A 24,955-nucleotide genomic window follows, 5' to 3' on the forward strand; every position below is an offset into this window, starting at 1 on the left:
CTTTTGCTGGAAACGCTCTAGAGCCAGCCCAGGGCCAGCTGCTTCAGCGCATCGGTCGCGCGGCGCACGATATCGCCCTGCTCCACCGTTTCGGCAGCAAACAGCGGCGCGGTCTGCACCAATTGGTCGTCGCAGAACACGCGCAATTCCGCAACCTTGTCGCCGGCATTGACCGGCGGCAGCAATGGTCCGGTATAGACCACCGAAGCGCCAAGGCATTTGCGCGAGCCGCGCGGCAGGTAAAGCGCGATTTCCCCGTCGCCGACAAGACCAACGCTGCCGCTCGTGCCGCCATAGACATTGGCATAGGCCACGACGGCGCCGTCGGTATAGGCCGCGACACGCTCAAAAGCACGGGCGCCCCAGGTGATCAGCTTGCGCCCCTCTTCGGTTCGCTCCGCCATGGATTTGAGGCCATGGACCACGGCAATCAGGCGCCGCCCGCCATCGTCGGTGGAGATCACCGAGCCATAGCCAGCCGCCTCGGTATGGCCGGTCTTGAGCCCGTCGACGCCGATTCCCAGCTCCACCAGCGAGTTGCGATTGGCCTGCTTGATGCCATTCCACTCCATCTCCGGCTCGGAGAAATAGTGGTAATATTCCGGGAAATCATGGATCAGGTACCGCGCCAGATCGGCAAGATCCCGGGCCGTTACATGCATCGCGGGGTCCGGCAGGCCGGTGGAATTGGTGAAAACCGAATTCTCCAACCCGATATCCTCGCCAAGCTCGTTCATCATCGCGGCGAAGCTGGTTTCCGTGCCGGCAATTCCCTCGGCCAGAATGATGGCCGCATCATTGCCGGACTGGATGATGACGGAGCGGACGAGGTTTTCGACGCTGATCTTGGAGTTCAGCTCCGCGAACATGGTGGAACCACCCGACGCCGCGCCACCGGTGCGCCAGGCATGTTCGGAGACGAAGAACTCGTCGCTCATCTTCACGCGCCCTGCCCGCACCTCGTTGAACACGACGGCAATGGTCATGAGCTTGGCCATGCTGGCCGGCTCCATCGGCAGGTCGGCATCTTTCTGGAAAATGACGGTGCCCGACTCCTCATCCATAAGGATGGCGAACTTGGCCTTGGTGTCGAAATTGGCCTGCGCGAAAGCCGGCGCCGTCAGCGTCAGCAGGACTGCAAAAATCTGTGCGATCAGTTTCACGAACCAGGCATCCTGTCGGTTGCGGGCCGCGGCCCGGCCGGCACCAAGGATCACCGCGCCGGTTCTATAAACTAATAGAGAATTATGTCGTTAAGGCCAAGTTTTCGCGCCAGATTCAGCGCGTCTTCCTGGGCGACGCCGGGCTTGAGATAAGTCAGCGTCAGCCGCGTGGCCGGGGCTCCATTGACCGAAGCCGGCTCTTCCTGAACCGAACCGATAACGGCAAATTGTTCAGCCAGGGCAACGGCATTGGCCTGGTCGGAGAAGACGCCGAGCCCGAGCTTGATGGTGCGCGCATCGGCATCCACCGTGCTGGCCCAGGCCTGCAGGTCGGGAGACTTCGTGGCCATGGCGTTGACGGCGGCAAAAGCGGTGCCGATGGCCTGGTCCTGCGCCTCTGGCGTGGTGTCGGCATAGGAGAAGAGATTGCCGAAGAAATTGCCCGCCATATCGGCTAAGCTATTGGTATTGTCGGCATATCTGGTGCCGCCGGTGATGGCGGGACCGCTATAGCTGGCCAGCAGCGCGCGGGTATCGTCGCCCTCGAGCGGCGCCTTGCCGACATATTCGACCGCCACCTGCGCCGAGCCATTGTTGACGTAGCCCAGCATCTCGGCGGCGCGATGCGACAGGTCCATGATGCGGCCCGGCAGGTATGGCCCGCGATCATTGACCCGCACCACGATGGAGCGGCCATTTTCCTGATTGGTCACCCGGACATAGGATGGCAGGGGCAGCGTGGGATGGGCGCCGGTAATGGCGTTGGCCGAGAATATCTCGCCATTTGCTGTGCGGCGGCCATGGAAATCGGAGCCGTACCAGGAGGCGTTGCCGACGGCCCGATAGTTCGGATCCTCTTGCGGCACATAGGTTTTTCCGCGCACGGTATAGGGCTGGCCGACCTGATAGCGCCCTCCCCCCTTGGGAGGATTGGGATTGTTGGTGACGCGGGGAGAAACCCCGACCCCATATTCCTTGGAGGTGAAGGCGCCGCGCTTGACGGTGGCGCCGAGCCCGCCGGTGGCACAGGCTGCAATCATCGGGGCGATCAAAGCGCCGAGGGCCACGAGGCGGATGGCTTGGCGCCAAGGGGTCATCGTCACGGTACGCAAACTCTTACACTGGTCACACTGGTACGCGCAGATCATAACCCGATCCGGCGCTGTCACACGCAGAGAACAGTTTTCTGGTTTCGGCTAGGTTAAAGACAACAGACTGTTAGCATTGAGCGTAGCATTTGAGCGCAATTGGTGACGATGGGCGGCGAAATGCGACAGCATTCCTGTCCTTGCGTCACGCAGGATATAAAGATATCTTTATGTCACTGGAAAATACTGACTGAGCCGAGGTATGGCGATGAGCCGGCATGATGACGCCCACATTCCCGACTGGAACGAGGTCCGCTCCGCGCTGACCCAGGCCGCGCGCGAGCGCATCCTGATTCTGGACGGCGCCATGGGCACCATGATCCAGCGCCTGAAACTCACCGAGGAAAATTTCCGGGGTGAACGGTTCAAGGACTGGACGCTGCCGCTGCAAGGCAACAACGACCTGCTGGTTATAACCGAACCGCAGATGATCGAGGATATCCACTACCAGTATTTCATGGCTGGCGCCGATATCGTCGAAACCAACACCTTTTCAGGCACGTCGGTCGCGCAGGCTGACTATGCCTGCGAAAGCGCAGTCTATGACATCAATTACCAGGGCGTGATCGTCGCGCGGCGGGCGGCAAAACGGGCCGAGGCTGAAGATGGAAAGCGGCGCTTTGTGGCCGGCGCATTGGGGCCGACCAACAAGACTTCGTCCATGTCGACCGACGTCAACAGCCCTGGCCACCGCGCCATCACCTTCGATGAGCTGGTGGAAGCCTATGGCGAAGCCATTACCGGGCTGGTGGATGCCGGCGCGGACCTGCTGCTGTTTGAAACCATCACCGATACGCTGAACACCAAGGCCGGCATTTTCGCCGCTCAGCGCCTGTTCCGCGAACGCGGCATCGAAGTGCCGATCATGATCTCGGGCACCATCACGGACCTTTCCGGCCGCACGCTTTCCGGCCAGACGCCGACGGCCTTCTGGTATTCGGTGCGCCACGCCAATCCGCTGACCATCGGGCTCAATTGCGCATTGGGCGCCAATGCCATGCGGGCGCATCTGGGCGAATTGTCCGATGTGGCCGACACCTTCATCTGCGCCTATCCCAATGCCGGCCTGCCCAATGCCTTCGGCCAATATGACGAAACGCCAGAATTCATGGCCGAGCAGATCGAAGGCTTTGCCGCCTCGGGCTATGTCAACATCGTCGGCGGCTGCTGCGGCTCGACGCCGGACCATATCCGCGCCATCGCCCAGGCCGTATCCAAGCACAAGCCGCGCGCGGTGCCGGAGGCCGATCGGCTGCTGCGCCTGTCGGGCCTCGAGCCCTTTACGCTCACCAGCGACATTCCCTTCGTCAATGTCGGCGAACGCACCAATGTCACCGGCTCGGCCCGCTTCCGCAAGCTGATCACCGCCGGCGACTATACCGCCGCGCTCGACGTTGCCCGTGACCAGGTGGCCAATGGCGCCCAGGTCATCGACATCAACATGGATGAGGGCCTGATCGACTCCAAACAGGTGATGATCGAGTTCCTCAACCTGCTGGCCGCCGAACCCGACATCGCCAAAGTGCCGCTGATGATCGACTCTTCCAAATGGGAGGTGATCGAGGCGGGCCTCAAATGCGTGCAGGGCAAGGCGCTGGTCAATTCCATCTCGATGAAGGAAGGCGAAGAAGCGTTCCTGCATCACGCCCGGCTGGTCCGCGCGTATGGCGCCGCCGTGGTGGTGATGGCGTTCGACGAGCAGGGCCAGGCCGATACGCTGGAACGCAAGGTCGAAATCTGCACCCGCGCCTATAAGCTCTTGACCGAGGAAGTCGGCTTTCCGCCGGAAGACATTGTTTTTGATCCCAATGTCTTCGCCGTCGCCACCGGCATCGAAGAGCATAACGGCTATGGTGTCGCCTTCCTCGAGGCGACCAAGATCATTACCGACACCCTGCCCCATGTGCATATTTCGGGCGGTATCAGCAACCTCAGCTTCTCGTTCCGCGGCAATGAGCCGGTGCGCGAGGCCATGCATGCGGTGTTCCTCTACTATGCCATCCAGAACGGCATGGACATGGGCATCGTCAATGCCGGGCAGCTGGCGGTCTATGAGTCCATCGACAAGGAATTGCGCGACGCCTGCGAGGACGTGATCCTCAACCGGCGATCCGATGCCACTGACCGCATGCTGGAACTGGCCGAACGCTATCGCGGCACGGCCGGCAAGGAAGTGGCCGCCAAGGATTTGAGCTGGCGCGAAAAGCCGGTGGCGGATCGCATTGCCCATGCCCTGGTCAATGGCATCACCGAATATATCGACGCCGATACCGAGGAAGCCCGGCTTGCGGCGGCGCGGCCGCTGCATGTCATCGAAGGCCCGCTGATGGCCGGCATGAATATCGTGGGCGACCTGTTCGGCTCGGGCAAGATGTTCCTGCCGCAGGTGGTGAAATCGGCTCGCGTGATGAAGCAGGCCGTGGCTTTGCTCCTGCCTTACATGGAAGAAGAAAAGCGCCTCAATGGCGGCGATGAGCGCCAAAGCGCCGGCAAGGTGCTGATGGCGACCGTCAAGGGCGACGTGCACGATATCGGCAAGAACATCGTTGGCGTCGTGCTGGCCTGCAACAATTACGAGATCATCGATCTCGGCGTCATGGTGCCGACCGCCAAAATCTTGCAGACGGCACGCGACGAGAAGGTCGACATTATCGGCCTCTCCGGCCTCATCACGCCGTCGCTCGACGAGATGGTGCATGTGGCGGCCGAAATGGAGCGCGAGGGATTCGACATCCCCCTGCTGATTGGCGGGGCAACGACCAGTCGCGTCCATACCGCCGTCAAAATCCATCCGCGCTACGAACGCGGTCAGGCCGTCTATGTCAACGACGCCAGCCGCGCCGTGGGCGTGGTCTCCAATCTGCTGTCCAATGACACCAAGGTCACCTTCATCGAAGAGGTGCGGGCCGAATATGCCAAGGCGGCTAATGCACATCTGCGCGCCGAGGAAGAAAAGCAGCGCCTGCCGCTGAGCAAGGCCCGCGAGAATGCCTTCAAGCCGGATTGGTCGGGCTATGTTCCGCCCAAGCCAAGCTTTCTCGGCACGCGCGTCTTCGACGATTATGACCTCGAAACGCTGGCCAGGTATATCGACTGGACGCCCTTCTTCCAGACCTGGGAGCTCAAGGGGCGTTACCCGGCCATTCTGCAGGATGAAAAGCAGGGCGAAGCCGCCCGGCAGCTCTTTGCCGATGCGCAGAAAATGCTCAAGCAGATCATCGATGAAAAGTGGTTCCATCCGCGCGCCGTCGTCGGCTTCTGGCCGGCCAATGCGGTGGGCGATGATATCCGCTTGTATGGCGATGAAGGCCGCGCCGACGAATTGGCCACGCTCTTCACCCTGCGCCAGCAACTGACCAAGCGCGATGGCAAGCCGAACATGGCGCTGAGCGATTTCGTGGCCCCGGCCGGCACACCCGACTATCTCGGCGCTTTCGTCGTGACAACCGGGCTTGAGGAAGTGGCCATTGCCGAGCGTTTCGAGGCCCAGCACGACGATTATTCGTCCATTCTGGTCAAGGCGCTGGCCGACCGCTTCGCCGAGGCCTTTGCCGAGGCCATGCATGAGCGGGTGCGCCGTGAATTCTGGGGCTATGGCTCGGGCGAAACCTTTGCGCCTGACGAGCTGATCGGGGAACCCTACCAGGGCATCCGCCCTGCCCCGGGCTATCCGGCGCAGCCCGACCATACCGAAAAGACGACGCTGTTCCGGCTGCTCGACGCCGAAAAAAATGCCGGGGTGACGCTGACGGAAAGCTACGCCATGTGGCCTGGCTCATCGGTTTCCGGCCTCTATTTCAGCCACCCGGATTCCTATTATTTCGGCGTGGCCAAGGTAGAGCGCGACCAGGTTCTGGATTATGCGCAGCGCAAGGGCATGGCGGTGGGCGATGTCGAGCGCTGGCTCGGGCCGATCCTCAACTATATTCCGGGCCCCGCCATCGTGGCGGCGGAGTGATGCCATGGGCCGGATCGATCCCATTCCGGTGACGCTGGTGACCGAGCCCTCGCGCCTTTTGGCGCTGGGCCCGGACACGGCGTTGTTGCGCCTGCCCGCCAATAGCGGCCACGGCCATGCCGACGGCGACTATTGCATTGCCTGTGCCGGACGCAGCGATGTGCGGGCGATGCTGTTCGACCTGCTGGAAGGGGCCAAACAGGGGCTGCGGCCGGCGTTCAAGCGCGTCGTGGTGGATGCGAGCGCTGTGCCCGATCCGTCAGTGGTCGTGGCTGCGCTGACGGGCAAACTGCCGGCCCAGGCAATGCGGGATCATACTGTGGCGCGGTTGTTTTATCTGGCGGGGTAGCCCACCGAGACCGCAACTCCCCACGATGTCATCCCGGCGCAGGCCGGGATCCATGCTGAAGGCCATCCGAAAACAGCGATGACGGAGAGTTCACAGAATAGATTCCGGCCTGCGCCGGAATGACCCGGTGGGTGATTTGATGCCTGTGAGAACCACAAACTAATCCCCCCACGATCGCTTCCTCGGGCCTGACCCGAGGGCCACTCTCAACACGGCACAAGCGGCGAATGGCCCTCGGGTCAAGCCCGAGGGAAGCGCGGTGATTGGGGAAGGCTTGGTGCCAAGCAAGCCGGCGTTGAGTTAGGTCTAGATCAAACCCTACCCCTCGAACCGTACCAGTGGGGTATCCAGCCGCAGATAGAGTGGATGTTTGGGGCTGCCGTCGCCATTGGTGCCGAAGCACCAGAGCTCGATGCCATCGGCTTTCAGCGCTTCAACGATCGCCTTGCCGGAGGCGGCCAGGGCCTTGTTGAGCTTGCCGTGGCAGAGGACGACGAAATCCGCATCCGCCGCGGCCGCACGGATCGCCGGCAGGTTCGCTTCCGACACCGCGACCACGCCCGGCGCCAATAGCATCTTGGGGTCGGTGGCGCGGTAATCGCCCACATTGGCCTTGGTCATGGCCGAATAGCCTTCGCGCTGCGCAAAGGTCCATTCGCGGGCACAGGTGGGGTCATTGACCGTCGCATCGGCCGTACTCGGGTTCATGCCGATGAACAGGATATAGCGGTCCGGGAAAGCCTCCCCGGTCCAGCGGCGCATCAGCTGGCGATAGCGGCCGTCGGCGCTGAATCTGGCGTCGCCCTTGACGCCCGCCATCAGCGGCAGGCGCACCTTGCCGCCGGGGTCGTGGCCGGCTCCGTCATTCATGCGGTGAGATCGCTTGGCGGCACCAGCCCGTTGATCAGCGAGGCCGTGGTGATGGTATTGGCGAGCAGGCAAGCAATGGTCATCGGCCCAACGCCGCCCGGAACCGGGCTGATGGCGCCGGCAATTTCCTTGGCCTCGGCAAAGGCGACATCGCCCACCAGCCGCGTCTTGCCTTCGCCGCGCTCCGGCGCCGGAATGCGGTTGACGCCGACATCGAGCACGGTGGCGCCCGGCTTGATCCAGTCGCCCTTGATCATTTCGGGACGGCCGACCGCGGCCACGACGATATCGGCGCGGCGCACCACATCGGCCAGATCGCGGGTCTTGGAATGGGCGACGGTGATGGTGCAGTTCTCGCGCAGCAGCAATTGCATCATCGGCTTGCCGACCAGATTGGAGCGGCCGACGATGACGGCATGGAGTCCGGCCAGCGAGCCCAGCTGGTCGCGCAGCAGCATCAGGCAGCCCAGCGGGGTGCAGGAAACCGGCCCGGGCAGGCCGATCTGCACCTTGCCGACATTGGCCGGGGTGAAGCAATCGACATCCTTGGACGGCGCGATCGCCTCGATCACCTTGACCGGATCGATCTGTTTCGGAACCGGCATTTGAACAAGAATACCATGGACTTGGTCGTCATTATTGAGACGACGCACCAGCTCCAGCAATTCGGCCTCACTGGTATCTTCGGGCAGCTCATACTTGAACGAGACCATGCCGACCTCAGCGGTCTGCTTGGCCTTGCTGCTCACATAGATCTCGCTGGCCGGATCGTGGCCGACAATAACCACGGCCAGGCCCGGCGTGATGCCATGTTCGGCCTTGAGGCGCGCCACGTGACCGGCAATGCGGGTGCGCAAGTTTTCCGCATAGCTTTTTCCGTCGATGATCCGGGCGGTCATGGTGGCTCCTGTGAAGAAATGATTGGCTGGGGCTGCACGCTTCGTTCACTGCAATAGAAAATGCCGCCCGCTTCGTCCATCCCCCGCAGTATCAACAGCTTGACGGCGGGTTCATGCGATAGCCATGCTGCAGCAAGGCGCGAGACTCGACGCCATTTCGGCGTGCGCCTCAGGAGGGATGAGACCATGTTGAAACGTATTGTCGTTGCCATTCTGCTCTGCCTGACCACGTTCGCGCCCAATGGCGCCTTTGCCCAGAACGAACCGCGCGTCGTTGTGCCCGACTATCCCGGTGGCGCGGCCTTTGGTGGCTGCTATCGGGTCAATGCCCGTCTCTATGGGCCTTACCGGCTCACATTCTGTCTGCAACAGCGCGGCGTCTATCAGGTGACCGGCGGCGGAATAACCTGCAATGGCCGGCTCGATTGGCGGGTGTCGGGGCGTGATATCAACGTCCAGCTGCGCCGCACCTCCTGCGGCAATGGCGTCGCCTGGAGCGCCGACCGCATGACCTGCCGCAGCGCGGGCCTGCTCGGCGGCATTATCGGCTTCGTCGTCGTGCCGGGCATCCCCAATATCGGGTCGCTGCGCTGCACCTATTCGCCCAGCGTGCCGCAATACCGGCCGGTGACCTTCACGGCCCGCCGCTATAGCTGAGGCGAAACAGGCCATGGCCGGACAGAAAACCATGCCGGACACCGGCTCGGTCGATGCCTTTCTGGCGCAGATCGAGGATCCGGCCCGGCGCGCCGATAGCCATGCCATGGCCAGACTGCTGCAGGAGGTATCGGGCGAGCCGCCCGTGCTGTGGGGCACGATGATCGGATTTGGCCGATACCATTACAAATATGCCAGCGGGCACGAGGGCGATGCCTTTCTCGTCGGCTTCGCCCCGCGCAAGACCGAATTCAGCATCTATCTGATGGGAACCTATCTTCCCGAGGAAACGCAGCGCCGCGACCGGTTGCTGGCAAGGCTCGGCAAACATCGCATGGGCAAGGCATGTCTCTATGTGAAACGGCTGAGCGACATCGATCTCGAAATCCTGCGGCAATTGGCCGGCATTTCGGTGGAGACGCTGCGCCGGACCTATCCGGGCCGAACATGAAAAGGGCTGCGAGGCATTTCTGCCGTCGCAGCCCTATGGAATGTCTGCCTGCCGCGCTGTTGAGGGCTTGGGGGACAAGCGGCCTGCGCAACATTCCTCGCTCACCGGTTTTGCATGGGTCGCTTGCCGTGCCAGTGAACTGCCCATGAAGATGGTGTCGAAATGCGGCAAGAAAAGTGCCCTTCACTCGGTTGTGAAAGATTTTGTGTTTTGGCCCGCCGGTTGAAGCGCGGTCGAGAAGCTGTCATGCCAGAAGAATAGGCATTGCACGATAAAGCCCAGCGATTCCGCTAGACGGCTCGGCCCAATCCGGGGCCGGCAAACCAAGAGACAAGTATGACCACGATCAGCCCGCCGCGCCTCGAAAAACAATCTTTTACCGACCCTGAAAAAGCCTGGGCGCATCTGGCGGAAATCTATCGCCGCAATACCAGCTTCATCCGTGAGCATTTGAGCGCGCTCGCCAAGGGCGTGGTGCCCGAAGGCCGGGTGCGCGCCTGCTATCCGCAGGTGGAAGTGCGCTCCACCAGCTTCGGCAAGGGCGAGAGCACCCTGCCCTATGGCTATCTGCATACGCCGGGCATCTACCGGACCACGGTGACCGCGCCGGACCTGTTCCGCACCTATTTCCAGGAACAGTTCACCGTCATTCTCAAGAACCATGGCGGCACGATCGATATCGGGGAATCCGACACTCCGATCCCGTTGCATTTTGCTGTTGCTGCCAATGAGCGGATCGATGGCGAAGCGCTCAACGCGCTCAATATCCCGCTGCGCGACCTGTTCGACGCGCCCGACCTGACCAATACCGACGACGAAATCGCCAATGGGACTTTCGTACCCCCCAAGGGTGGCCCCTATCCGCTTTCGGCCTTTACGGCGCCGCGCGTGGACTATTCGCTGTTCCGGCTGAGCCACTATACCGGCACGGATGCGGCGCATTTCCAGAACTTCGTGATCTTCACCAATTACCAGTTCTACATCGACGAGTTCTGCCGGGTAGCCAAGGAGCATATGCGCACCGGCCACAGCCATTATGAGAGCTTTATCGAGCCCGGCAATGTGATGACCGACAATGCCCTGCGTGGCGGCGGCATCAGCGGCACGGCGCCGGTGCGCAGCCCGCAAATGCCGGCCTATCACCTGACGGCGGCGCGCGGTCGCGGCATCACCATGGTCAATATCGGCGTCGGTCCTTCCAACGCCAAGACCATTACCGACCATATCGCGGTGCTACGCCCCCATGCCTGGATCATGCTGGGGCATTGCGCGGGCCTGCGCAATTCGCAGGAGCTGGGCGATTATGTGCTGGCCCATGCCTATGTGCGTGAAGACCATGTGCTGGATGCCGACCTGCCGGTTTCGGTGCCGATCCCGGCCCTGGCCGAAGTGCAGGTGGCGCTCGAGCAGGCAGTGGAGGAAATCACCCAGACCGAAGGGCTCGAAACCAAGCGCATCATGCGTACCGGTACGGTCGCAACCTTCGACAACCGCAATTGGGAACTGCGCGACCAGGTGGAAATCACCCGGCAGCTCAGCCAATCGCGCGCCGTCGCTCTGGATATGGAAAGCGCGACAATTGCCGCCAATGGCTTCCGCTTCCGCGTGCCCTACGGCACCCTGCTCTGCGTCTCCGACAAGCCGTTGCATGGCGAGCTGAAGCTCCCCGGCATGGCTTCGGACTTCTACCGCACCCAGGTGAACCGGCATCTGCAGATCGGCCTGCGGGCGATGGAGATTTTGCGGGATCAACCGGCGGAACGGCTGCATTCACGCAAGCTGCGCAGTTTCGCGGAGACGGCGTTTCAGTAGGGCTGCGCCTACACTCAGTGTCACCCCGGCGCGGGCAACGGCCCATATCGAGATGCGGCTACAGCCGCAAGATGTGTGAACGGGTGGCCCTCGCGAGGCCATCTAGCGGGGTGTTGCGATATCCCAGGCCGGAATGGCGCTGCAGGTGGTTGAGCGAGCCTGCGTGCAAATACCTCCGTCCCTCCTCCTCACCGCGCTTCCCTCGGGCTTGACCCGAGGGCCGCTCTCAATACGGCGCAAGCGGCGAATGGTCCTCGGGTCAAGCCCGAGGAAGAGCGGTGATTTTGGCAAGATAGTGCACACCACCTTGTCTCCCCATCGCTGGAATCTATGCTGAAGGCTGCCCGCACATCCAGCGCTGGGATAGCCTTCAGCATGGATTCCGGCCTGCGCCGGAATGACACCGTGGGTGGAATGGCATCGCGGATAACAAAAAGCCCGGCATCACTGCCGGGCTTTTCATTCGCGGAATATCCGATCAGGCGTCGTCGCGGCTCAGCAGGGCCTTCCAGATGATGGCGCCCAAGGCCGCACCGATCAGCGGAGCGACGATGAAGAGCCAGACCTGACCCAGAGCGCCATTCTGCGCAAAGATGGCAGCAGCGATCGAGCGGGCCGGGTTGACCGACGTATTGGTCACTGGGATGGAGATCAGGTGGATCAACGTCAGGCCCAGACCGATGGCGATCGGCGCAAAGCCGGCCGGTGCGAGCTTGGACGTGGAGCCCAGGATCACGATCAGGAAGAAGGCGGTCAGCACGATTTCGGCCACCAGGGCCGCGACCAGCCCGTAACCGCCAGGCGACAATGCGTCATAGCCGTTGGAAGCAAAGCCACCAGCGGTAAAGCCGGCCGTTCCCGAAGCGATGACGAAGAGCACCGCCGCGCCAAGGATGCCGCCGACCAATTGTGCGACCCAATAGGGCACCAGATCCTTGTATTCGAACTTGCCGGCAATCGCCAAACCGAGCGAAACGGCCGGGTTGAAATGCCCGCCCGAAATATTGCCGACAGCATAAGCCATGGTCAAAACAGTCAAACCGAAGGCGAATGCCACGCCAAGATAACCAATACCAACGTCGGGCACGCCCGCCGCAAGAACAGCTGCACCGCAGCCACCAAAGACCAGCCAGAACGTACCAAATGCTTCAGCAGACAGTCGTTGAATCAATTTGAGCCCTCCTCATGATTCGCCGTAAACATCATACTCTCCAAAACGTTACCGGAAAACGCGCAAAAAGAAGGGGCCGATGCGATGTAACCGTGCCGGCCCCTTCTTGGTCTCTGCTTGTGATTTGGCGGCCCTTGACCAGCGAGAGGCCCGCATACTTGGCAGAGGCGCCAAGCTGCTCTTCGATGCGGATGAGCTGGTTGTATTGGCCAGACGATCGGGACGGCTCAGCGAGTCGGTTTGATCTGTCCGCAAGGACGCTGGATATCCGCGCGCCGCCACCGCCATCCTCTGCTGTGCGGGATAGTGGGCTATGCGTCAGGTGAAACCACGACTTTGCCGATCGCCATGCCCTCACCGAGGCGGCGCATGGCCTGTGCGCCCAGCTCCAGCGGGTAGACACCGTCGATAACTGGGCGCATGGCCCCGGAAAGGCAGCGCGCCGCCAATTCGGTACTGTCGGAAGGGTTGGCGCGATACACCAGCACACCGAGATTCTGCCGCCGCCTGCGGCCAACCAGCCAGCCAAGGGCCGCTGCCTGCAGCAGGCTGCCCACGGTACCGCCGACGACAACGAGCGTGCCGCCATCGTTGAGGGCATGCGAGAAGGTTGCAATCGATCGATTGGCCACCACGTCGATGATCATGTCGAAGCGGTCTGCACCAGCGGCGAAGTCTGTGGTGCGATAGTCGACGAAAGCGTCCGCCCCCAAGGACATAAGCGCGTCACGCTTCTCCGCCCGATCGACCGCCGTGACTCGCGCACCCAGGGCCTTTCCCATCTGCAAGGCAAAGGTGCCGACACCACCACCGGCACCGTTGATAAGCAGATGCTCACCAGGTCCCAGTTGAGGCCGCTTGCGCATTGACTGCAGCGCGAGACTGCCGGCCTGCGGCAGAGCCGCCGCGTCAATCCAGCTGAGGCCCTGCGGAAGCGGGGCCAGGTGACCGGCTTTCGCACGCGCGAACTCGGCCAATCCGGACCAGTTGCCCTCCGAGAGATCGCCGAAGACCCGGTCCCCTGGCGCGAATTCCGTGACGCCTTCGCCTACGGCCTCAACGGTGCCGGCAATGTCAGCACCAAGGATTTTGCGGGGAGGTTTAAAGGGGTTGGTGATGCGGCCCATAGTGGTGCCGACCATCAGGTCCCAATCCCAGGAGTTGAGGGCGACGGCGCGGATGCGCACCACCACCTCGCCGGGACCGGGCTGCGGTTGGGGAATGCTCTCCAACCGCAAGGATTCTGGCGGGCCATAGGAGTCGTAGACCAGGGCCCGCATCTTGGTCATGGGCCTAGCGGCCCTTGACCACCGAGAAGCCCGCATACTTGGCCGATGTGCCGAGCTGCTCTTCGATGCGGATGAGCTGGTTGTATTTGGCCAGACGATCCGAACGGCTCAGCGAGCCGGTCTTGATCTGACCGCAGTTCAGCGCCACGGCGAGATCGGAAATGGTGGAATCTTCGGTTTCGCCCGAGCGGTGCGACATGACCGACGTATAACTGGCGCGGTGCGCGGTATCGACGGCATTGAGGGTCTCGGAGAGCGAACCGATCTGGTTGACCTTGACCAGGATCGAATTGGCCACGCCCATCTTGATGCCCGAAACGAGGCGTTCGGTATTGGTGACGAAGAGATCGTCGCCGACCAGCTGCACCTTCTTGCCGATGGCGTCGGTCAGCGCCTTCCAGCCCTCCCAATCGTCCTCGGCCATGCCGTCTTCGATGGAGATGATCGGGAAGCGGGACACCAGGTCCTCGAGGAAGCGTGCATTGTCGTCGGACGACAGGGTCTTGCCCTCGCCTTCCATGGCGTATTTGCCGCCCTTGTAATATTCGGTCGAGGCGCAATCGAGGCCCAGGAACACATCCTCGCCCGGCCGGTAGCCGGCCTTTTCGATCGACTTCATGATGAAGCCCAGCGCTTCGTCAGCCGATTTGAGGTTGGGCGCAAAGCCGCCTTCATCGCCCACATTGGTATTGTGGCCATCGGCAGCCAGACCCTTTTTGAGGGTGTGGAAGATTTCCGAGCCGATGCGGACGGCATCGCTGAGGCTTTCCGCGCCGGCCGGCAGGATCATGAATTCCTGCATGTCGATGGGATTGTCGGCATGCTGGCCGCCATTGATGATATTCATCATCGGCACCGGCAGGACATGGGCGTTCGGGCCGCCGATATAGCGGTAGAACGGCAATTCGCTGGATTCGGCAGCAGCCTTGGCCACGGCGAGCGACACGCCGAGAATGGCATTGGCGCCGAGCCTCGACTTGTTGGGGGTGCCGTCCAGCTCGATCATGGCCTTGTCGACGGCCAGCTGATCGAGTGCATCCATACCCTGGATTTCATCGAAAATGGCCGAATTGACATTCTCGACGGCCTGCAGGACGCCCTTGCCGGAATATTTCTTGCCGCCGTCGCGCAGCTCCACCGCCTCATGGGCACCGGTCGAGGCGCCCGAGGGGACCGCGGCGCGGCCGAAACTGCCGTCATCGAGCACCACGTCCACTTCGACGGTCGGGTTACCGCGGCTGTCATAGATCTGGCGGCCTTGGACGTGGATAATTGACGACATGGAAAAGCCCTCTCCCGTTGGGGTTTGCTCGATATGGCCGCTTTCCTAGACGCTCGATGTGACAAGGAAAAGGGGGGGCCGGAGAAAATATCGCGCGGCGCGGCATCTCCCGCAGCGGCGAATGGATTTCCGGTGGCCGCAAAGTCCGCCGGGCCTTTCCTCGGGCTTGACCCGAGGACCATTCCCCGCTTGTGCCGTATTGAGAGTGGCCCTCGGGTCGAGCCCGAGGGAGAACAGGTGGTGTGGCGAGGTCGGGACGCCAACCTCGCCTAGTGTCAGTCGGAGGTCTGCCGGATGAACCCGAAGGCCAGCAGCGTGATCACTGCGGCCAGGATCATGTAATAGCCCACGGCGTGGAGGCCGAAATTGGTGGCGAGGTACGTCGCGGCATAGGGGGCCAGCGAGGCGCCGAAAATGCCGCCCAGATTGAAGGTCAGCGAGGCACCGGTATAGCGCACGGCGGTCGGGAATGGCGCGGCCAAGGCGGTGCCGAGCGGACCATAGGTCAGCCCCATCAGTGCGAGGCCGATGCAGAGGAAGCCCAGCACGCCCACCACACTGCCCGAGCCGAAAAGCGGGGCGATCAGCAGGCCGAAAATGGCGATGGCGAGCGAGACCCCGACCATCACCCGGCGCATGCCATAGCGGTCGGCCAGCACGGCCGAGAGCGGGATGAAGAGGCCGAAAAACACGACGCCCACCATCTGCAGGATGAGGAATTCCTCGCGGGTATAGCCCAGGGCCGATGTGCCCCAGCTCAGCGAGAACACCGTCATCAGGTAGAACAGGACGAAGGTGGCCAGCGCCGCCATGGTGCCGAGCAGCAGGCTCAGCTTGTGGTGCTTGAACACGTCGAGGAACGGCACCTCCACGCGCTCAGCCTTTTCGATGGCCTTGGCGAATTCGGGCGTCTCGGTGATCTTGAGGCGGATGAAGAGGCCGAAGATGACCAGCAGCGCGCTGGCCAGGAACGGCACGCGCCAGCCCCAGCTCATGAAGGCTTCTTCGCCCATGAAATGGGCCAGCACCAGGAAAATCGTCGTCGCGAAGAAGAAGCCGACCGGAGCGCCCAATTGCGGGAACATGCCGTACCAGGCCTTCTTGCCTTCCGGCGCATTCTCGGTGGCCAGCAGCACCGCGCCGCCCCATTCGCCACCCAGGCCAAGCCCCTGCCCCAGCCGGCACAATGCCAGCAGCAGCGGCGCCATGACGCCGATCTGGCCATAGGTCGGCAGCACGCCGATCAGCACGGTCGAAATGCCCATGGTCAGCAGCGCCGCAACCAGCGTCGCCTTGCGGCCGATCTTGTCGCCGAAATGGCCGAAGAACGCAGCACCGATCGGGCGTGCGAAAAAGGCAATGGCGAAGGTGGCGAGCGAGGACAGCAGCGCTGAGGTCTCGTCGCCTGCCGGGAAGAACAGATGCGGGAATACGATCACCGCGGCGGTGGCGTAGATGTAGAAATCGAAGAATTCGATGGTGGTGCCGACCATGCTCGCGGCAAGGATGCGGCGAGCGGAATTGGTCGATGGCACGGGGGCGCCGTTGGCGGCGTCCGTGGCGATGGTCATGGCGATATCCTGGCGCGTTTGAATGCTGGGCCAGCCGGGCCGGCCGGCAAATCTCGCGGGCGCCCGGACGATCTTTGCCAGTCCGGCGGGAGGACCGGACTGGCGCGGTGTACCGTACGGTACGGTTCGTTTCAACCCCCTGAATGCCAGATCAGGCGGCCCCTCCTGCCAAAGTTGTATTTTACAACATTGACAACATGGACAAATAATCTAACCATAGGGGCATTGGTCTTGCCCGGGCGCCTTGAGGAGGGAGGTCGGGTCAGGGACTGGAGCGCGGCCTGTGGGCCGCATGCATCTGCGATGCCTGGGAGGATATGATGTCAACCATCAGCAGAAGAACCTTCATCACTGCCACTGCGGCGGCTACCGGCGTGGGCCTGTTGCCGCGCTGGGCCTATGGGCAAGCCACCCCTGAATCGGCATTCCTGCAAGCCGAGGTGGATGCCGGCAACCTGCCGCCGGTGGCCGAGCGCCTGCCGGTCAATCCGCTTGTCGTGACGCCGCTGGAGCGGCCCGGACAACAGGGCGGCGATTGGCGCCATGCCCTGGTGGGCGGCGGCTCGCTCTCCATGATTGTGCGTTACCAGGCCTATGATCCGCTGGTGCGCTTCGATCCCGAATGGAAGGGCGTCATTCCCAATGTGGCCGAAAGCTACGAGGTCAGCGAAGACGGCACCGAATATACGTTCAAGCTGCGCGAGGGCCATAAATGGTCCGATGGCGAGCCCTTCACCACCGATGACGTGCAGTTCTGGTATGACGCCTATTTCACCGATGCCGAAACCAATCTGGGCGTCCAGTCCTTCTGGGAGATCGGCGGCAGCAAGGCCAAGCTCGAGGTCATAGACAAGACGACCTTCAAGGTCACTTTCGCCAGCCCCAATGGCTTTTTCCTGCAGCAAATGGCCTGGGCCGACCAGGATCAGCTGGTGCGCTGCCCCAAGCATTATCTGGAAAAATTCCACATCCGCTACAACCCGGATGCGGAAAAGCTGGCGCAGGACGCGGGGCTCGGCAGCTGGATAGCTCTATTCCAGCGCGAAATCGGCTTTGACGATACCAATACCTATTACCAGAACGGCAATCGTCCGACGCTGAACGCCTGGTACTTCACCCTGCCCCCGGGCCAGAATACCGAGCAGACCCTGGCCGCCCGCAATCCCTATTATTTCAAGGTCGATACCGAGGGCACTCAGCTCCCCTATTTCGACCGCATCGTCTATCAGATGGTGGCCGATCCCGAAGTCCTGCTGCTCAAGACCCTGCAGGGCGAAATCGACATGATGGACCAGTATATCGCGACGCCAGCCAATCGACCGACGCTGTTTGATGGCCAGCAGACCGGCAATTACAGCTTCTATACGCTCAAGGAGACAGCGGCCAACGTCATGGCCTTCCAGCTCAACCTCAACCATCTCGACGAGGTCAAGAACGCGCTATTCAACACGATCGAATTCCGCCAGGCGCTGTCATTGTCCATTGATCGCCAGGCTCTGATCGACGCCGTGTTTATTGGTCAGGGCGCGCCGGCCCAACCCTCCATGATCGAGACCGATCCCCTCTATAACGAGCAATTGTCCAAACAGTTCACCGAATACGATCCCGATACTGCCAATACCATGCTCGACGCCCTCATGCCCGAGCGTGACGGGGAGGGATACCGCCTGGACTCCCAGGGGCGCCGCATGACGATCATTTTCGAGATCGACCAGACGCGCACCACCTTCCTCGATATGTTCCAGCTGGCCATTCCCATGTTCCAGGCTGTCGGTATCGACGCACAATTGCGCTCCATGGACCGCTCGCTCTGGGAAGAACGCGTGCGCAATGGCCGCGAATTCGACGCAACGGCGCATCAGTTCGGCGCCAATTCGGGCATTGCGGCCATGCTCGATCCCCGTTTCTACGTGCCAATCAACAGCAATTGCCTCTATGCGCCGGGCTGGTCACTCTACTACAGCCAGCCCGACAACGCGGCCGCCATCGAGCCGCCGGAGCCGGTCAAGGCGCAGCAGGCGCTGTATCGCGAACTGACCGCCACCCCGGCTCCGGAAAGGCAGGCCGAGATCATGACGCAAATCCTGCAAAACGCGGCCGATCTCTTCTTCACCTTCGGCGTCAGCCTGCCCGCCGATGGCTACGGCATCGTCAAGAACGACATGGTCAATGTGCAAAAGACCATGCCGAACTCCTTCGGCTGGCCCACGCCCGCTCCGACCCGGCCAGAACAGTATTTCAAGGCCTAGGCCGCAGCCATTGATGATGCTTCCCAGACGCGGGCCCCCGGGCCTGCGTCCCGTGAAACGCGCACCGCGAGACGATGATGTTACACCTCGACGCCAAATCCACGCCCGACCTCAGAAGCTCGACCTGGTATAAGTCCGCCACGCGCTGGACCCAGCTCACCCTGGTCGAGGACGATCCGATCCGTTTCGACCCCGAGTACTGGATCGACATCTTCAAGCGGACGCATTCGAACGCAACCTGTCTGAGCGCGGGAGGCTATATCGCCTATTACCCCAGCAAGGTTCCCTATCACTATGTCAGCAAGCATCTCGGCGACACCGACCCCTTTGGTCAGCTTGTCGATGGGGCACGGCAATTGGGCATGCATGTCATGGCGCGCGTCGATCCGCACGCCATCCACCAGGACGCCGCGGACGCTCATCCCGAATGGGTCATGGTCGACAAGGACGGCGCGCCGATGCGGCACTGGGCCTTTTCCGATGTCTGGGTGACCTGCGCCTATTCGGACTACAATTTCAAATTCATGCCCGACGTACTGCGGGAAATCACCGCCAATTACGATATCGACGCGATCTTCGCCAATCGCTGGCAGGGCCATGGCATCTGCTATTGCGAGGCCTGTAAGAGCAATTTCAAGGCCGCATCGGGCCATGACCTGCCGCGCTCGAGCGACAGCGAGGATCCATCCTGGCGCGCCTGGAACGACTGGCGCCGCGATGTGCTGACCCGCCTCGTCGTGGAATGGGACGCGGTGATGAAGGCGATCAAGCCCCATACCAGTTTCATTCCCAATATGGGCGGCGTGTCGCTGATGGATTTCGACCAGGAAATCATCAAGACCTATTGCCCCTTTCTGTGCGTCGACGATCAGGGGCGCCGCGGCACCGAGCCGGTCTGGATGTCGGGCCGCAACGGCAAGCGCATGCGCGCCACCTTCCCCGACCGGCCGGCCGTGCTGATCACCTCGATCGGGCCGGAGGAGGTCTATCGCTGGAAGGACAGCGTGACGTTGGGCCCCGAAATCGAGGCCTGGACCAATAGTGGCACGGTGCATGGCATGCTGCCTTGGTTCACCAAGTTCAATGGCGTGGTGCCGGACCAGCGCTGGGTGCAGCCGATCATCGACAGCTTCCATTTGCAGGAAAAGCTCGAACCCCTGGTTTTGAGCACGCAGCCGGATGCCGAGATCGCCATACTCGATCCCACTACCAGCCTGCGCCACCACGATATGTGGTCACGCAAGGAAGCAGAGAGCCATGAACTGGGCTTCTACCACGCCCTTGTCGAGGCGCGACTACCCTTTGAAATGGTGTCGGACGCGCAGATGACGCCGGAGCGGCTCGACCAGTTCAAGGTGCTGGTCCTGTGCAATTCGACCTGCCTTTCCGACGAACAGGTCGACATGCTCAAGGGCTTTGTCGCCCGTGGTGGTTCGCTGGTGGCCGCTTTCGAAACGGGCACGCGCCAGGCGGACAACAGCCCCCGCGCAACGCCTGCTTTGGCGGACCTGCTGGGCTATCGCGTCACCAGTCCGGCGCGTGGTCCGGTCAAAAATACCTATGTCTCGCTCAATGGCGAGCATCCCATCAACCAGGGCTATGATGGCGCCGAGCGCATTATCGGGGGCACCCATCTCATGGGCGTCGAAGCCCTAAACGGCGCCGAGCAACCCTTCCTTTATGTGCCTGATTTCCCCGACCTGCCGATGGAGGAGGTCTATCCGCGCGAGGAACCGCGCGGCGCCGCGGTCATTGCACGCCAGCACGAGGGTGGCGGGCGCACGGTCTATATTCCCTGGAATATCGGGGCCACCTTCTGGCAAGTGCTGGCCGGCGACCATGGCCGGTTGATCGCCAATAGCGTGCACTGGGCGCTCGGCAAGCGGGTCGATGTGGAGGTGGAGGCCAAGGGCGTCATCGATATCGCTCTGCGCAAGAGCGAGGACAGGCTAGTCGTTCTGGTCAACAACCTGACCAATCCGATGATGATGAAAGGGCCGATCCGCGAGGTCTTCCCCATCGGCCCCATCACGCTCTCCATCGCCATTCCCCAGGGACGCTCCGTCGATCAGGTGCGGCTGGGCTCGACTGGTGAAAGCATGAGGCATCAAAGCGCCGGTGGGCGAGTCACGGTAACGCTGGCGGAACTGGCAACGCTGGACGCTATCCAGATCGATTGGAGCTGAGCCTGCCATGCTCCAATATATCATCAAGCGGCTGCTCTACATGATCCCGACACTGTTCGGGTTGTCCCTGATCGCCTTCCTGATCATCCAATTGCCGCCCGGGGACTATGTGACCTCAATGATCGCCTCCATGCAGGATTCGGGCGCCAATGTGGATCCGCGCCAGATCGAGCGTCTGCGCGAAGCCTATGGCTTCAACGACCCGGTATGGCTGCAATATCTCAAATGGATCGGAGGCATCCTGTTCCGCGGCGATTTCGGCCATTCCTTCGAATGGAACCGGCCGGTCTCTGAGCTGATCTGGGATCGCATGGGTTCAACCCTGGGTATCTCGGTTGCGTCGCTGCTCTTTGTCTGGGCCGTCTCGCTGCCCATCGGCATCTATTCGGCCATGCGCCGCCATTCGGTGGGCGATTATGTCTTCACCTTTATCGGCTTTATCGGCCTTGCCGTGCCCAGCTTCATCCTGGCGCTGACCCTGATGTATCTGAGCTACCGCTATTTCGGCCAGAGCGTGGGTGGGCTGTTCAGCCAGCAATATGTCGATGCGCCCTGGAGCTGGGGCAAGTTCGTGGACCTGCTCAGCCATTTGTGGATCCCCATCATCGTGATCGGTACCTCGGGCACGGCCGCCATGATCCGCGTGCTGCGCGCCAATCTCAGCGACGAATTGCGCAAGCCTTATGTGATCACCGCCAAGGCCAAGGGCCTGCCCGAGCATCGGGCGGTGATCAAATATCCGGTGCGCATCGCGCTCAACCCCTTCGTCTCAGCCATCGGCTGGGTGCTGCCTGAACTGGTTTCGGGGGTCACCATCACCGCCATCGTGCTCAATCTGCCCACTGCCGGGCCGCTGCTGCTGCGGGCGCTGGTCAGCCAGGACATGTACCTGGCCGGCAGCTTCATCCTGCTCATGGGCGTGCTCACCCTCATCGGCATGCTGGTATCGGACCTGCTGCTCGCCCTTCTCGATCCTCGAATCCGGTTTACCTGATGACAGTCCATACCTTCATCGATGGCGACCCCGAAACCGGGCCAGCCGTAACGCCCATCAAGGCCAGGCGCGACAATAGCCAGCTGGCGGTGGCCGGACAGTGGAACCTGATCTGGCACAAATTCGCCCGCAACAAACTGGCGCTCGCCTCGGGCATGGTGATCATCATCATGGCGCTGATCGGGCTCTTTGCCGAATTCCTGGCTCCTGCCCTGCCCGATACGTCCAAGCCGCAATTCACCAATGCGCCGCCGCAGCAATTGCGGCTGTTCACGACCAATGAGGACGGCACCAGCAGCTTCCAGCCGCATGTGACGGGCTATACGATGGAGGTCGACCCTGCTTCCCTGCGGCGCAGCTATGTGCCCGACGAAAGTGTCGTCGTGCCGGTGGGATTCTTCGTCAAGGGTCCGGCCTATAAGCTGTGGGGCCTGATCCCCGCCGACCGTCACCTGGTCGGACCGCTCAAATCCACCGACACCATGTATCTATTGGGCACCGACCGGCTTGGCCGCGACCTGCTGAGCCGGTTGATCCATGGCACGCGCATTTCCATGTCGATCGGGCTGCTTGGCGTCTGCATTAGCCTCTGCCTGGGCGTCACCCTGGGCTCGCTGGCCGGCTTTTACGGCGGCGCGGTCGATGCGCTGATTGCCCGCGTCATCGAGGTCATATCCTCCATGCCCACCATTCCGCTCTGGCTGGGCCTCGCGGCGGCGATCCCGCTCACCTGGTCGCCATTGACCGTCTACTTTGTCATCACATTGATCGTGTCGCTGTTCGGCTGGACGGGCCTGGCGCGCGAGGTACGTGGCCGCTTCTATGCCCTGCGCGGCGAGGATTTCGTGACGGCCGCCAAGCTCGACGGCTCGACCGAGCGGCGCGTCATCTTCCGCCATATCCTGCCCTCGCTCACCAGCCATATCCTGGCCGTGGTGACGCTGGCCCTGCCCACCATGATCGTTGCGGAGACCGCTCTCAGCTTTCTCGGCATCGGGCTCAAGGCGCCGATCGTCAGCTGGGGCGTGCTGCTGCAGGAGGCGCAGAATGTCCGCACCATCGCCAATGCGCCCTGGCAATTGATCTGGCCGGCCGGCGCCGTGGTGATCACCGTGCTTGCCTACAACTTCCTCGGAGACGGCATGCGCGATGCCGCTGACCCCTATGAAAGTTGATCTGATGCTCAATCCAGCAAGTGACGATATGGACAAGAGCGACATCGTGCTCGATGTGCAGGACCTCAGTCTCGATTTTCGCCTGCGGACCGAGGTGCTGCATGCGGCCCGCAATGTCAGCTTCCAGCTGCGACGCGGCAAGACATTGTGCCTTGTGGGCGAAAGCGGGTCAGGCAAGAGCGTCACGGCTCGCGCCCTCATGCACATCATCGACGGCAATGGCAGCATTGCCGGTGGCCGCATCCTGCTCGACGATCCCAAGGGGCCGATCGATATTGCCGGCCTCGATGAGCGCAGCCGCCAATTGCTGGCCATTCGCGGCGGCCGCATTGGTCTGATCTTTCAGGAGCCGATGAGTTCGCTTTCCCCGGTCCACACCATCGGCTCGCAAATCGTCGAGGCGCTGCGGCTCCATCGCAAGATGAGCAAGGCCGAGGCGCGGGCCGAGACCATCGACTTGTTGCGGCAGGTCGAAATTCCCAATCCCGACAAGATGATCGACCGCTATACGTTTGAATTCTCCGGCGGCATGCGCCAGCGCGCAATGATCGCCATGGCCTTGGCGGCCGATCCGGAAATCCTGATCGCGGACGAGCCGACCACGGCGCTGGACGTGACCACCCAGGCCGAAATTCTCGATCTCATCAAGCGCCTGCAGGTCAGCCGCGGTATGGCCATGCTGCTGATCACCCACGATATGGGCGTGGTGGCCGAGGTGGCCGACGACGTGGCGGTGATGCATTACGGCCGGATCGTCGAATTCGGCAGCGTGGATGACATCTTCCATGACCCCAAGCACGCCTATACGCGGCGCCTGCTCAATTCCACGGTCAAGCTGGAACAGAACCGCCGGTCGGCAAGCCGCGAAACGCGCCCGGAAGCGCCGGTGCTGCTCTCCGCGCGCAATCTCACCAAGGTCTATGGTGCATCCACCGCCTGGTTCGGCGGCAATAATTTCGCGATCAAGGCTGTCGATGATGTGAGCTTTGATCTGCGGGCCGGCGAAAATCTCGGCATTGTGGGGGAAAGCGGCTCGGGCAAGACCACGCTTGGGCGCATGCTGTTGCGCATCGTCGAGCCCAGTTCGGGCACTGTGAGCTTCAATGACGAGAAGCGCCCGATGGAGGTGACTGCACTCTCCAAATCGCAATTGCGGACGTTTCACCGCCAGGTGCGGCTGGTCTTTCAGGACCCTTTTGCCTCGCTCAATCCGCGCATGACGGTGCGGGACATTGTGGGCGATCCGCTGGTGGTTTCCGGCACCATGAATGGCAAGGCCATCGATCAGCGGGTTTGCGAACTGCTCGAACTGGTGGGGCTCGATCCGGCGACGCGCGAACGCTATCCGCACGCCTTTTCGGGCGGCCAGCGGCAGCGCATCGGCATTGCCCGGGCGCTGGCGCTCGACCCCAAGATCATCATTGCCGACGAGGCGACGGCGGCGCTGGATGTGTCGATCCGCAGCCAGGTGCTCGATCTGCTGCTCGACATTCAGAAGCGGCTGGGGCTGAGTTTCATCTTCATCTCGCACGACATTTCGGTTGTCCGCTATTTCTGCGACCGTGTGGGCGTGATGCACCGGGGCAAGCTGGTTGAAATCGGCCCCACCGAGGAGATCTGCACCACGCCCAAACAGGCGTATACGCAGAGCCTCATCTCCGCCGTTCCCAACCCCGACCCCCGCAATAAGCGCATGCTGCACCGCACGCGCTTCACAGGTTAAGAGGACTG

The 24,955-nt window shown here is 62.1% G+C and carries 18 protein-coding genes; 10 read left to right on the forward strand and 8 right to left on the reverse strand.

The genetic code is table 11. The features are described from left to right. Positions 1–17: 17 nt before the first annotated feature. Complete coding sequence (locus QQL79_RS07800) at positions 18–1,163, reverse strand: D-alanyl-D-alanine carboxypeptidase family protein (protein ID WP_284389569.1); 1,146 nt, start codon at positions 1,161–1,163, stop codon at positions 18–20. A 71-nt stretch (positions 1,164–1,234) separates the two neighbouring features. Next, positions 1,235–2,260 carry a septal ring lytic transglycosylase RlpA family protein gene (locus QQL79_RS07805; RefSeq protein WP_284392839.1) on the reverse strand — a complete coding sequence of 342 codons (1,026 nt, stop codon included), beginning with the start codon at positions 2,258–2,260 and terminating at the stop codon, positions 1,235–1,237. 259 nt (positions 2,261–2,519) lie between these two features. Between QQL79_RS07805 and metH the strand changes: the two genes are divergently transcribed. Together metH and QQL79_RS07815 are read left to right on the forward strand one after the other, a co-directional pair. Beyond that, a complete protein-coding gene (gene metH, locus QQL79_RS07810; protein ID WP_284389571.1) occupies positions 2,520–6,269 on the forward strand; it encodes a methionine synthase in 3,750 nt (1,249 codons plus the stop codon). 4 nt (positions 6,270–6,273) lie between these two features. Beyond that, positions 6,274–6,618: a hypothetical protein gene (locus QQL79_RS07815; RefSeq protein WP_284389572.1), complete on the forward strand. Its 345-nt coding sequence runs from the start codon at positions 6,274–6,276 to the stop codon at positions 6,616–6,618. Positions 6,619–6,936: 318 nt separating this feature from the next. Here the strand turns inward: QQL79_RS07815 and QQL79_RS07820 are convergent, their stop codons facing one another. After that, positions 6,937–7,488, reverse strand: coding sequence for a DUF1643 domain-containing protein (locus QQL79_RS07820; RefSeq protein ID WP_284389574.1), 552 nt, complete (start codon positions 7,486–7,488; stop codon positions 6,937–6,939). Further along, positions 7,485–8,387, reverse strand: a complete 903-nt coding sequence (gene folD, locus QQL79_RS07825; RefSeq protein ID WP_284389577.1) for a bifunctional methylenetetrahydrofolate dehydrogenase/methenyltetrahydrofolate cyclohydrolase FolD — start codon at positions 8,385–8,387, stop codon at positions 7,485–7,487. The genes QQL79_RS07820 and folD overlap by 4 nt, the downstream gene beginning before the upstream one ends. A gap of 186 nt (positions 8,388–8,573) precedes the next feature. Between folD and QQL79_RS07830 the strand changes: the two genes are divergently transcribed. The 3 genes from QQL79_RS07830 (at position 8,574) to QQL79_RS07840 (ending at position 11,307) form a co-directional block, all read left to right on the forward strand. Next, complete coding sequence (locus QQL79_RS07830) at positions 8,574–9,044, forward strand: hypothetical protein (protein ID WP_284389579.1); 471 nt, start codon at positions 8,574–8,576, stop codon at positions 9,042–9,044. Between the two features lie 13 nt (positions 9,045–9,057). After that, positions 9,058–9,495 (forward strand): DUF1801 domain-containing protein, encoded by a 438-nt coding sequence (locus QQL79_RS07835; RefSeq protein WP_284389581.1) that lies wholly within the window; start codon positions 9,058–9,060, stop codon positions 9,493–9,495. Between the two features lie 336 nt (positions 9,496–9,831). Next, the gene (locus tag QQL79_RS07840; protein ID WP_284389584.1) at positions 9,832–11,307 is read left to right on the forward strand and encodes an AMP nucleosidase; all 1,476 of its coding nucleotides are present in this window, start codon (positions 9,832–9,834) and stop codon (positions 11,305–11,307) included. A 478-nt stretch (positions 11,308–11,785) separates the two neighbouring features. Here QQL79_RS07840 and aqpZ read toward each other — a convergent pair whose 3' ends face one another. The 4 genes from aqpZ to QQL79_RS07860 all read right to left on the reverse strand — a co-directional run bounded on the left by aqpZ (position 11,786) and on the right by QQL79_RS07860 (position 16,620). After that, positions 11,786–12,478 (reverse strand): aquaporin Z, encoded by a 693-nt coding sequence (gene aqpZ, locus QQL79_RS07845; RefSeq protein ID WP_284389585.1) that lies wholly within the window; start codon positions 12,476–12,478, stop codon positions 11,786–11,788. A gap of 311 nt (positions 12,479–12,789) precedes the next feature. Continuing rightward, on the reverse strand, positions 12,790–13,767 hold the full coding sequence (locus QQL79_RS07850; protein ID WP_284389587.1) for an NAD(P)-dependent alcohol dehydrogenase: 978 nt from the start codon (positions 13,765–13,767) through the stop codon (positions 12,790–12,792). A gap of 4 nt (positions 13,768–13,771) precedes the next feature. Next, the gene (eno, locus tag QQL79_RS07855) at positions 13,772–15,049 is read right to left on the reverse strand and encodes a phosphopyruvate hydratase (protein WP_284389589.1); all 1,278 of its coding nucleotides are present in this window, start codon (positions 15,047–15,049) and stop codon (positions 13,772–13,774) included. 275 nt (positions 15,050–15,324) lie between these two features. Continuing rightward, positions 15,325–16,620 (reverse strand): MFS transporter, encoded by a 1,296-nt coding sequence (locus QQL79_RS07860; protein ID WP_284389590.1) that lies wholly within the window; start codon positions 16,618–16,620, stop codon positions 15,325–15,327. Positions 16,621–16,940: 320 nt separating this feature from the next. Here QQL79_RS07860 and QQL79_RS07865 point away from each other — a divergent pair, with 320 nt between their 5' ends. The 5 genes from QQL79_RS07865 (at position 16,941) to QQL79_RS07885 (ending at position 24,947) form a co-directional block, all read left to right on the forward strand. Then, on the forward strand, positions 16,941–18,869 hold the full coding sequence (locus QQL79_RS07865; protein ID WP_284389591.1) for an ABC transporter substrate-binding protein: 1,929 nt from the start codon (positions 16,941–16,943) through the stop codon (positions 18,867–18,869). Between the two features lie 77 nt (positions 18,870–18,946). Continuing rightward, positions 18,947–21,055, forward strand: a complete 2,109-nt coding sequence (locus QQL79_RS07870) for a family 10 glycosylhydrolase (RefSeq protein ID WP_370461190.1) — start codon at positions 18,947–18,949, stop codon at positions 21,053–21,055. 7 nt (positions 21,056–21,062) lie between these two features. Continuing rightward, on the forward strand, positions 21,063–22,049 hold the full coding sequence (locus QQL79_RS07875) for an ABC transporter permease (RefSeq protein WP_284389595.1): 987 nt from the start codon (positions 21,063–21,065) through the stop codon (positions 22,047–22,049). Beyond that, positions 22,049–23,224, forward strand: coding sequence for an ABC transporter permease (locus QQL79_RS07880; protein ID WP_284389597.1), 1,176 nt, complete (start codon positions 22,049–22,051; stop codon positions 23,222–23,224). The genes QQL79_RS07875 and QQL79_RS07880 overlap by 1 nt, the downstream gene beginning before the upstream one ends. Positions 23,225–23,228: 4 nt before the next feature. Further along, on the forward strand, positions 23,229–24,947 hold the full coding sequence (locus QQL79_RS07885) for an ABC transporter ATP-binding protein (protein ID WP_370461191.1): 1,719 nt from the start codon (positions 23,229–23,231) through the stop codon (positions 24,945–24,947). The last annotated feature ends 8 nt before the right edge of the window (positions 24,948–24,955 follow it).

This window comes from Devosia yakushimensis (genome assembly GCF_030159855.1).
In the GTDB taxonomy this organism is placed as follows: Bacteria; Pseudomonadota; Alphaproteobacteria; order Rhizobiales; family Devosiaceae; genus Devosia; species Devosia yakushimensis.